Genomic DNA, 10884 nt, shown 5'->3' with positions numbered 1-10884 from the left:
CGCCAAGCTGCTACGGCATCGGCCGGCGGCCGAGCGCGGCCGGTTCGACCGGACGGCGGAGCGCGGCTTCAACTGGATCATCGGGCAGTACGGCCGGGCCCTGAACCGGGTGCTGGACCACCAGAGGCTGACCCTGCTGGTGGCGCTGGCGACGCTCGGCGTCACCGTGCTGCTGTACGTCATGATCCCGAAGGGCTTCTTCCCGGAGCAGGACACCGGGATGATCCAGGGCATTTCCGAAGCCGCCCAGACCGTCTCCTACGCCGAGATGGCGCGGCACCAGTCGGCCCTGGCCGAGGCGATCCTGAAGGACCCCGATGTCGACACCCTCAGCTCCTTCATCGGCGTCGACGGCACCAACACGACGCTGAACAGCGGCCGCTTCCTGATCAGCCTGAAGCCCCTGGACCAGCGGAGTGCGAGCGCCGACGGCATCATCGACCGCCTGCAGCAGGAGGTCGCCAGCGTGCCCGGCGTCACCCTGTACCTGCAGCCGGTGCAGGACCTGACCATCGATTCCACGGTCAGCCGCACCCAGTACCAATTCATGCTGGAGAATGCCGACCTGGACCAGTTCCAGGAGTGGGTGCCGAAGCTGATGGACCGGCTGCAGCAGGTGCCGGAGATCGCCGACGTCGCCAGCGACTACCTGCAGCAGGGCCTGGCCGCCGACCTGGTGATCGACCGGGCCACCGCCGCCCGCTTCGGCATCACCCCGGCGACGATCGACAACGTGCTGTACGACGCCTTCGGCCAGCGCATCGTCTCGACCATCTACACCCAGTCGAACCAGTACCGGGTGATCCTGGAGGCCGACCCGGCGCTGCAGCAGTCGCTGGCCGGGCTGTCGGCCCTCTATCTGCCCTCCTCACTGTCCTCCACCGGCCAGGTGCCGCTCTCGGCCGTCGTCCATGTCGAGCAGCGGGCCGGCCCGCTGCAGATCACCCATCTCGGCCAGTTCCCGGCGACCATGATCTCGTTCAACCTGGCCCATGGATCGTCGCTCGGCGCCGCTGTCGACGCGATCCAGCAGGCGGAGAAAGAGGTCGCCCTGCCGGAGAGCTTCGTCACCGCCTTCCAGGGCTCGGCCGCGGCCTTCCAGTCCTCGCTGGCCAATGAAGCGCTGCTGATCCTGGCCGCGGTCGCGACCATGTACATCGTGCTGGGCGTGCTCTACGAGAGCTTCATCCACCCGGTGACGATCCTGTCCACCCTGCCCTCGGCCGGGGTCGGCGCACTGCTGGCGCTGATGGTGGCCGGCGATGGGCTGGATGTCATCGGCATCATCGGCATCATCCTGCTGATCGGCATCGTGAAGAAGAACGCGATCATGATGATCGACTTCGCGCTGCAGGCGGAGCGCGAGGAAGGCAAGCCGCCGCGCGAGGCGATCTTCCAGGCCTGCCTGCTGCGCTTCCGGCCGATCCTGATGACCACCATGTGCGCCCTGCTGGGCGCCCTGCCCCTGATGCTGGGCAGCGGCATGGGGTCGGAGCTGCGGCGGCCGCTGGGCGTCGCCATCGTCGGCGGCCTGGTCGTCAGCCAGCTGCTGACCCTGTTCACCACGCCGGTGATCTACCTGGCCTTCGACCGCCTGGCGCGGCGCGTTTCCGGCCGGCGCCGCCTGAACCCGGGTGAGGAACAGGCGTGAACATCTCCGCCCCGTTCATCGCCCGGCCGGTGGCGACCATCCTCCTGACCCTCGGCCTCGTGCTGGCCGGGGCCTTCGCCTACAGCAAGCTGCCGGTGTCACCGCTGCCGCAGGTCGACTTCCCGACCATCTCGGTGTCGGCCTCGCTGCCGGGCGCCAGCCCGGACACGGTCGCGACCACCGTGGCCAGCCCGCTGGAGCGGCATCTCGGCGCCATCGCCGACGTCACCGAGATGACGTCGCGCAGCTCGGTCGGCCAGGCCAGCATCACCCTGCAATTCGGCCTGGACCGCGACATCGACGGCGCCGCCCGCGACGTGCAGGCGGCGATCAACGCGGCCCGGGCGGACCTGCCCACCAGCCTGCGCAGCAATCCGACCTACCGCAAGGTCAACCCGGCCGATGCGCCGGTGCTGATCCTGGCCCTGACCTCGAAGACGCTGACCCGCGGCCAGATCTACGACGCGGCCAACAACGTGCTGGAACAGCGGCTGTCGCAGATCGACGGCATCGGCCAGGTGACGCTGGGCGGCGCCGCCCTGCCGGCGGTGCGGGTGGAGCTGAACCCGCAGGCGCTGTCGCAATACGGCATCGGCCTGGAGGATGTGCGCGCGGCGCTGGCGGCGGCGAACGCCAACAGCCCGAAGGGGTCGATCGAGGAACAGGGCCGGCACTTCCAGCTGTACACCAACGACCAGGCCAGCCAGGCCGCCGACTACATCCCCCTGGTCATCGCCTATCGCAACGGCGCGGCGGTGCGCCTGTCCGACATCGCCGACGTCCAGGATTCGGTCGAGGACCTGCGCAACGCCGGCCTGTCGGGCGGCGACCCCGCGGTGCTGGTGCTGCTGTTCCGCCAGCCCGGCGCCAACATCATCGACACCGTCGACCGGGTGAAGGCCGAGTTGCCGTACCTGGAGGCAGCGCTGCCGCAGGACATCGGCATCACCCTGGCCTCCGACCGCACCACCACGATCCGGTCGTCGTTGAACGACACCCAGCGCACGCTGGTGATCTCGGTGCTGCTGGTGATGCTGGTGGTGTTCGCCTTCCTGCGCGACCCACGTGCCGCCGTCATTCCGGCCGTGGCGGTGCCGGTGTCGATCATCGGCACCTTCGGGGCGATGTACCTGCTGGGCTACAGCCTGGACACGCTGTCGCTGATGGCGCTGACCGTCGCCACCGGCTTCGTCGTCGACGACGCCATCGTGGTGCTGGAGAACATCACCCGCCATATCGAGGAGGGCGTGCCGCGGCGCCAGGCGGCCATCCGCGGCGCCAAGGAGGTCGGCTTCACCGTCATATCGATCAGCCTGTCGCTGATCGCGGTGTTCGCGCCGATCCTGCTGATGGGCGGGCTGGTCGGCCGGCTGTTCCGCGAATTCGCGATAACGCTGTCGATTGCCATCCTGGTCTCGATGGTGATCTCGCTGACCACCACGCCGATGCTGTGCGCCCTGCTGCTGCGTGCCCGGCCGAAGCCGGTGCGGCGGCGCTACACCCTGCTCGACCGCGCCCTGAAGGTCTATGAACGGACGCTGTCCTGGTCGCTGCGGCACAGCGGCCTGGTGCTGCTGCTGCTGTTCGGCGTGGTCTGCCTGAACGTCGCCCTGTTCGCCATCATCCCGAAAGGCTTCTTCCCGGAGCAGAGCACCGGCCGGCTGATCGGCGGCATCCAGGCTGACCAGAGCATCTCGTTCCAGTCGATGCAGGTGAAGATGGGCCAGCTGGTCGACATCGTCCGCGCCGACCCGGCGGTCGAGAGTGTCGTCGGCTTCACCGGCGGTGGCGGCCGGTCGCAGACCAACACCGGGTCGGTCTTCGTCAGCCTGAAGCCGCTAGCCGATCGCGGCCTGTCCGACGACGAGGTCATCGCCCGGATGCGCGGCAAGCTGGCCCAGGTGCCCGGCGTGCGCCTGTTCCTGCAGGCGGTGCAGGACATCCGCGCCGGCGGGCGGCAGAGCAACGCTGCCTACCAGTACACGCTGCAATCCGATTCCACGGAAGAACTCCAGACCTGGGGCCCGAAGCTGCTGCAGGAGCTGCAGGCCAGCGACGTGATGACCGACGTCAACTCCGACCAGCAGCAGAAGGGCCTGGAGACCGACATCGTCATCGACCGCGACACCGCGGCCCGGCTGGGGATCACGCCCTCCCAGATCGACAACACGCTGTACGACGCCTTCGGCCAGCGCCAGGTCTCGACCATCTACAGCGCCATCAACCAGTACCACGTGGTGATGGAGGTGGCGCCGCAGTATTGGCAGAGCCCGGAGACGCTGCGCGACATCTACATCAGCACCTCGGGCGGCAATGCCAGCGGCACCGCCACCACCAACGCCGTGTCGGGCACCGTGGCCGCCGGCGCCGTGGGGGCCGGCACCGGCAACACCGCGGATGATTCCGCCCGCAACGCCGCCACCAACGCCCTGGCCAATGCCGGCCGCAAGGGCACGTCGAGCGGCGCCGCCGTCAGCACCGCCAAGGAAACCATGGTGCCCTTGGCCGCGATCAGCCATTACGGGCCGGGCAACACGCCGCTGTCGATCAACCACCAAGGGCTGTTCGCGGCATCGACGATCTCGTTCAACCTGGCACCCGGCAAATCGCTCAGCGACGCCACCGCGGTGATCCAGCAGGCGATGGCCAACCTGCGGATGCCGGCCACCATCCACGGCGCCTTCCAGGGCACGGCGCAGCAGTTCCAGAGCACCCTGGCCAATGAGCTGGTCCTGGTGCTGGCGGCGCTGGCGGCGGTCTATATCGTGCTCGGCATCCTCTACGAGAGCACCATCCACCCGATCACGATCCTGTCGACCCTGCCCTCGGCCGGCGTCGGCGCGGTGCTGGCGCTGCTGGCCTTCGGCACCGAGTTCAGCCTGATCGCGCTGATCGGCGTCATCCTGCTGATCGGCATCGTCAAGAAGAACGCGATCATGATGATCGACTTCGCACTGGAGGCGGAGCGGACGCGCGGCCTGAACTCGCACGACGCCATTGTCCAGGCCTGCCTGCTGCGCTTCCGGCCGATCATGATGACCACGATTGCGGCGATCTTCGGCGCCATCCCCCTGGCCGCCAGCTTCGGCGACGGCGGCGAGCTGCGCCGGCCGCTGGGCATCGCCATCGTCGGCGGGCTGATCGTCAGCCAGGCGCTGACGCTCTACACCACCCCGGTGCTGTACCTCGTGCTCGACCGCTTCCGCCTGTGGTCGCACCAGCGCTGGCGCCGGACCTTCCCTGACCAGACCGAAGCGGCGGAGTAGCCCGTACCGCTCGACGCGATCCGCAGGCTATGCGAATGGATGGCACTGGGCTTCCCCTTCCCGAACAGCGGGCACAGGCCATGGCACGCCATGACAGCGCATCCCCTGCCCCCGATGTCACGGGCAACACGCGCGACCGGATCAAGGCAGTCGCCGCCGAACTCTATGTCCTGCGTGGCCATGACGGCTTCAGCTTCGGCGATATCGCCACGTCGATCGGGACGACACGCGCCAACATCCACCATCACTTCGGCAGCAAGCAGCAGCTGATGCAGGAACTGATCGAGGATATCGCCTCGAACGCCGAGGAGCGTATCGAGCGCTACTGGCTGTCCGGGACCGCCTCGTTCCCGGAGCGGCTGTCGATGCAGCTGGACGATCTTCGCCGCTATTACCAGCGTTTCAACAAGGGCCCGCAGGACCGGAATGTCTGGAGCCCGCTGTCCCGGCTGCGCCATGACCTGCCGAGCCTGGGCGACCCGGCGGTGGCGGCGCTCGAGCGCGTCAACCGGACCTATGACCGGTGCCTTCGGCATGCGGTGACCGCAGCGGTCGCAGCCCGGCAACTGCGGCTGGAGATCGAGGTGGACGATGCCGTGCGGGTGCTGCGAGCCATGCTGCTGTCCTGCCCGCCGATGACCCAGGATGCCGGGCGGTTCGACGAGATAGAGCTTCTGTTCAAGGCCCTGGGCCGGATGATCGGGCCGGTTTCGGAGCCACAATCCGGCCCCTGACCCCATCCATCCGGCGTTGACGGCCCTTCGTTTTCGTGGACTTACTTACAGGTAAGTCAGCGCAACATCGCGACGACACGAAAAGCGCTTCGGGGGAGGCCAGGCACGTGCTGCGGGATGAGACATTCACGAGATTCGAGGTGCGTCCGTTCACCGGTTCGCTGGGCGCGGAGATCATCGGCATCGACCTGAAGACAGCGGGCGAAGACGCGTTCCAGGACGTGCTGCGGGCCCTGCACGGATACCACGTGCTGGCCGTCCGCGATCAGGACCTGGTGCCGGCGACATTCCAGCAGGTCGCCCGCCGCTTCGGCCCGTTCAGCGGCAACCCGGTGCACACCCCGATGGATGGCTTCGACGACATCGTCAGGTTCGTGCGCGAGCCCGACGACACCGGCAAGGTGATCGGCGAGGACTGGCACATGGACCTGGCTTGGCTGGCGCGGCCGCCGGGCGTCACCATGCTGTATGGCGAGGAGATCCCGCCGGTCGGCGGCGACACCTGCTTCACCAGCCTCGAACGGGCCTATCAGTCGCTGTCGCCGCAACTGGTCTCGATCCTGGAAGGCCTGACCGGCATCCACAGCGGCCGTGGCGTCTTCGCGATCAACGCGTTGCAGAAGCGGCTGGGCGTGACCAAGGACATGGAGGCGATCGAGAACGCCGCGGTGGAGCACCCGGTGATCTGCACCCACCCGGTGACGGGACGGCGCTATGTCTTCGTCAGCAGCGTCCTGACCCATTTCAAGGGCATGACCGAGGAAGAAAGCCGGCCGCTGATCGATTTCCTGCTGACCCGGGCGACGCGGCCGGAATTCAACTGCAGGCTGCGGTGGGAGCCGCGGACGCTCGGCATGTGGAACAACCCGTTCGTATTGCACACGGCGATCAACGACTATCCGGGATACCGCCGCGTGATGTATCGCACGACGGTCGAGGGCGCGGTGCCGGCGGCCGCCGCGGCCTGAGACGGACCGCGGCGACAGTCGATCGCCGCGCATTGCCAGGGCAGCCGCCGTTCGGGGTCATGGACCGTCGGCGCCCAAGCCTGAAGACCATGACCCGGGAGGCAAAATGCAAACGCGGTTCAAGCGTCTGCGACAAGGTCTGACGGGAACGTTGCCGTTCGTCGCGCCCGTGCACGTCCTGGTGCTGGGCGTCATCGTGCTGCCGTCGCTGTTCGTCGTCTGGCTCAGCTTCCAGGCCTCGACCTTCGACCAGGCACCGACCTTCGTCGGCTTCGACAATTATGTCCGCATCCTGGGCGATGCCTATTTCTGGCGATCGCTGCTGAACACCGTGATCGTCGTGGCGGTGGCGGTGCATGTGGAATTGCTGGCCGGCCTCGGCATCGCCCTGCTGTTCGCCAGCGGCCTGCCGGGCCGGCGCATCCTGCTGGTGGTCGTGCTGGCCCCCTATGCCATCAGCGAGGTGACGGCGGCGGCGATGTGGCGCTTCCTGTTCGACCCGGATGTCGGCCCGGTGACCCTTGCCATGCAGGCGCTGGGACTGCCGTCGCTCGACTGGACCTTCATCCCGATGCACGGGCTGACGCTGGTCGGGCTGCTGACCATCTGGCTGCACCTGCCCTTCACCTTCATCATCCTGTACGCCGCCCGCCTGGCGATCCCGAAGGACCTGTACGAGGCCGGCCGGACCGATGGGGCGTCGTCGTTCCAGCTGTTCCGAAACGTCACCCTGCCGCTGCTCGCCCCCGCCATCCTGATCGCAATGCTGTTCCGCTACATCTTCGCCTTCCGGCTGTTTTCCGAGATCTGGCTGATGACGCAGGGTGGGCCGGCGCGCACCACGGAGGCGGTGGCCGTCTACCTCTACCTCGAGGCCTTCCGCTACAATTCCTTCGGAACCGCGGCCGCCACCGCCTGGATCATGGTGCTGGTCTCGCTGCTGCTGGCGACCTTCTATATCCTGCGGCTGAAGCGGGGGATGGCGGCCGATGCGCGCTGACCGCCGCCTCATCGGCCTCGGCAAGGCAGCCGCGGTCGCGGTGATCGTCCTGTGGTCGGTCTTTCCGATCGCCTTCATCGTCCTGTCGTCGTTCAAGCCGGGCCGCGACATCTTCGCGGTGCCGCCGAAGCTGCTGTTCCAGCCGACGCTGGTCCACTACGCCAACCTGTGGGAGCGCTGGGGCAGCTTCTTCGACGGGCTGGTCAACAGCCTGATCGTGACCGTGGGTTCGGCGATCCTGGCCGTCACCATCAGCTCGCTCGCCGGCTTCGTGTATTCGCGGCAGAAGAGCCGTCTGCTGACGGGCTCGATCTTCTTCCTGATCGGGGTGCGGCTGATCCCGCCGATCGTCGTCACCCTGCCGCTGTTCCCGATCGTCAACTGGCTCGGGCTGAACGACACGCATCTGGTGCTGATCCTGCTCTACACCAGCTTCTTCGTATCGCTGGGCACGATCCTGATGCGCACCTTTATCGACCAGATCCCGCGCGAACTCGACGAAGCCGCCATCATCGACGGGGCCAGCCGGCTCACGGTCCTGCGCCGGATCATCCTGCCGCTGGCCGCGCCCGGGATGCTGGCCGTCGCCGTCTTCGTCGTTGTGTTCGCCTGGAACGAGTTCCTGTTCGCCTTCATCTTCACCGCGACCAAGGCCAAGACCGCGCCCTTCGTGCTGTCGGAGATGATCAGCTCGGTCGACGGCGTCGACTGGGGCGTGCTGTTCGCCGCCGCGACGGTCCAGCTGCTGCCGGTTCTGGTGTTCGTGATGGTGATGAACCGGTTCCTGGTCGCCGGCCTGACGGCCGGTGCAACGAAGGGGTGATCGACACCCACCACAGGGGAGGACGACCATGACAATCAACCTGACTAGGCGGGGACTACTCGCCAGCACGATGGCGGGTGCCGCGACGATGGCGCTGGGCCGGACCGCCCTGGGCCAGACCAGGACGCTGAACGCGCTGTCGCACCTGGTGCACGAGAATGTGCTGACCAAGGGCAGTGCCGGCGACGTCATCGCCCCGTGGTGCAAGGCCGCGGGGGCGGAGATCACCTGGACCACGCTGGACAGCAATCCGCTGCAGGACCGGCTGTTCCGGGAAGCGAGCCTGGGCCAGACCACCTTCAATGTCGGCTTCGTCGTCGACAACCGCATGACGCCGCAGATCGCCGGGCTGTTCGAACCCCTTGACGGCCGCCAGTCGTCCGACCCGATCGAGGATATCGACGACATCGCCCCGGGCCTGCGCCGCGCCATGACGGTCGGTGGCAACCTCGTCGGAATTCCGGTGCGCCACGCCACCCAGGCGCTGTTCTACAACGAGGCGCTGCTGGAAGAGGCCGGCATCACCGCCCCGCCCACGACGATCGAGGAGCTGGTAGAGCAGGCGAAGAAACTGACCTTCACCTCCGCCGCCGGGACACCGGTGACCGGCATGGTGCTGGCCAGCGACCTTGCCGTCTTCCCGGTGATGTTCGCCCGCGCCTTCGGCGGCGACTTCATCGGGGCGGACTTCAAGGTGGTGCCGAACCGCGAGGCGATGGAAAAGGGCCTGAGCGTGCTGGCCGATCTGTTCCAGGCCCGCGCCCTGCCCCGCAGCTACGCCAACACCCGCAACGACGACATGGTGACCTGGCTGCAGCAAGGCCGCGCCGCGTTCGGCGTGCTGCCCTTCGCCCGGTTCGCCCAGCTGAACAACCCGGACCAGTCCTCCATCCCGGGCAAGATCAAGGCGGTGGAATTCCCGGGCTCGGCGACCCTTCCTGCCGGCAGCGCCATGGCCGCGGTGGTGGAATCCTGGGCCATGGTGATCCCGGCGAATTCGGCCGACAAGGATCTGTCCTGGAGCTTCATCAAGGCCGTGTCCAGCAAGGCCGTCACATTGGGAGCGGCGCGCAACGGCAACGGTCCGGTCCGCGTGTCGACCTATGCCGACGCCGATTTCGCCGCTGCCCAGCCGCTGGCCAAGATCGAATCCGCCGCCCTGGCCAAGGCACGGCCGGCCTTTCCCGCCTTTCCCGAAGCGGTCCGGGCGCAGGCGACGTTCCTGGAGGAAGTGCAACTCGCAGTGCTTGGCCGCAAGACACCGCAGGAGGCCGTCGCCGCCATCGTCGAACGGGTCACGCCGCTGATGCCGGCCTGACCGGCAAAGGGCCTTGCATCATCCATCGGGAGGATGACGCAAGGCCCCGGAGCGGTCTCAGGTCAGAGCACGCCGCGCTTTGCCAGGCTGGCCATCAGCGCCCGGGCGCCGAATTCCCACGGGGCGATCTTGTCGCTGTGGTTCACCCGGTTCGCCAGCATGCCCAGCGTCGGGGTCGAGATGGTGACGATGTCGCCGATCTTGTGGGTGAAGCCCATGCCCGGCGCGTCGCGGTCGTCGGTCGGCGCGAACATGGTGCCGAGGAACAGCACGGCACCGTCGGGATACTGGTGGTTCGGGCCGAGCGCCTGGCCGGCGAGGTCGAGCGGGTCGCGGCTGATCTTCGAGATCGAGCTGTGGCCCTGCAGCGTGTAGCCCTCGGGTCCATGCACCGCCATCGACAGCTCGGCCTGTCGGATGTCGTCGATGCCGAAGCCGGCGTCGAACAGCCGGATGAACGGGCCGATGGCGCAGGAGGCGTTGTTGTCCTTGGCCTTGCCGAGCAGGAGAGCGCTGCGGCCTTCGACATCGCGCAGATTGACGTCGTTGCCGAGCGTCGCGCCCACCACCGCGCCGCTGGGCGCGATCACCAGCACGATCTCCGGCTCCGGGTTGTTCCAGGTCGAGATCGGGTGGATGCCGATCTCGGCACCGAGGCCGACCGACGACATCGGCTGGCTCTTGGTGAAGATCTCCGCATCCGGGCCGATGCCGACTTCGAGATACTGCGACCAGGCGTTCTGGGACAGCAGCACGTCCTTGATCCGCTGCGCCTCGGCCGAGCCGGGGCGGATGGCGGCGAGGTCGTCGCCGATGATCGATTCGATGTGCTTGCGGATGGCGTCGGCCTTGGTGGCGTCGCCGCGTGCCTGTTCCTCGATCACCCGCTCCAGCATCGAGGAGACGAAGGTGACGCCGGCGGCCTTCACCGCCTGCAGGTCGCAGGGCGCCAGCGGCCAGGGCTTCGACGCATCGCGGGTGGCCTCGTCGGCATTGGCCAGCAGGTCGGCGATGCTGCCGATCACCGGGCCGTCGGACTTGGCCACCGCCACCGGGTCGGCGGCGGAGATCAGGTCGGTGATGGTCGGCGCCGAGCGGGTGATGTCGATCACCTGGCCGCCGCG

Annotated in this window: 8 protein-coding genes; 7 read left to right on the top strand and 1 reads right to left on the bottom strand. The window is 67.8% G+C overall.

Annotation, left to right across the window (positions count from 1 at the left end; all coding sequences use genetic code 11):
• The 7 genes from AC3XYG_RS24200 to AC3XYG_RS24170 all read left to right on the top strand — a co-directional run.
• Nucleotides 1–1651 (top strand): efflux RND transporter permease subunit (locus AC3XYG_RS24200; protein WP_489142425.1); only part of this gene is annotated, 1651 nt, incomplete at its 5' end.
• Nucleotides 1648–4917, top strand: coding sequence for an efflux RND transporter permease subunit (locus AC3XYG_RS24195; protein WP_489142424.1), 3270 nt, complete (start codon nt 1648–1650; stop codon nt 4915–4917). The genes AC3XYG_RS24200 and AC3XYG_RS24195, both read left to right, overlap by 4 nt.
• A gap of 80 nt (nt 4918–4997) precedes the next feature.
• The gene (locus tag AC3XYG_RS24190) at nt 4998–5651 is read left to right on the top strand and encodes a TetR/AcrR family transcriptional regulator (protein WP_489142423.1); all 654 of its coding nucleotides are present in this window, start codon (nt 4998–5000) and stop codon (nt 5649–5651) included.
• A gap of 140 nt (nt 5652–5791) precedes the next feature.
• Complete coding sequence (locus tag AC3XYG_RS24185) at nt 5792–6619, top strand: TauD/TfdA dioxygenase family protein (protein ID WP_489142422.1); 828 nt, start codon at nt 5792–5794, stop codon at nt 6617–6619.
• 106 nt (nt 6620–6725) lie between these two features.
• Nucleotides 6726–7619 carry a carbohydrate ABC transporter permease gene (locus AC3XYG_RS24180; protein WP_489142421.1) on the top strand — a complete coding sequence of 298 codons (894 nt, stop codon included), beginning with the start codon at nt 6726–6728 and terminating at the stop codon, nt 7617–7619.
• Entirely contained in the window at nt 7609–8442 is an 834-nt protein-coding gene (locus AC3XYG_RS24175) for a carbohydrate ABC transporter permease (protein WP_489142420.1), read from the top strand. The genes AC3XYG_RS24180 and AC3XYG_RS24175 overlap by 11 nt, the downstream gene beginning before the upstream one ends.
• 28 nt (nt 8443–8470) lie before the next feature.
• Nucleotides 8471–9760 (top strand): ABC transporter substrate-binding protein, encoded by a 1290-nt coding sequence (locus tag AC3XYG_RS24170; RefSeq protein ID WP_489142419.1) that lies wholly within the window; start codon nt 8471–8473, stop codon nt 9758–9760.
• A gap of 62 nt (nt 9761–9822) precedes the next feature.
• Here AC3XYG_RS24170 and AC3XYG_RS24165 read toward each other — a convergent pair.
• The coding region (locus AC3XYG_RS24165; protein WP_489142418.1) for a fumarylacetoacetate hydrolase family protein at nt 9823–10884 on the bottom strand (1062 nt) is incomplete at its 5' end.

It is taken from the genome of Inquilinus sp. (assembly GCF_057815775.1).
The sequence above is the reverse complement of the archived record's forward strand: the minus strand, read 5'-3'. Positions and strand labels throughout refer to the sequence as shown.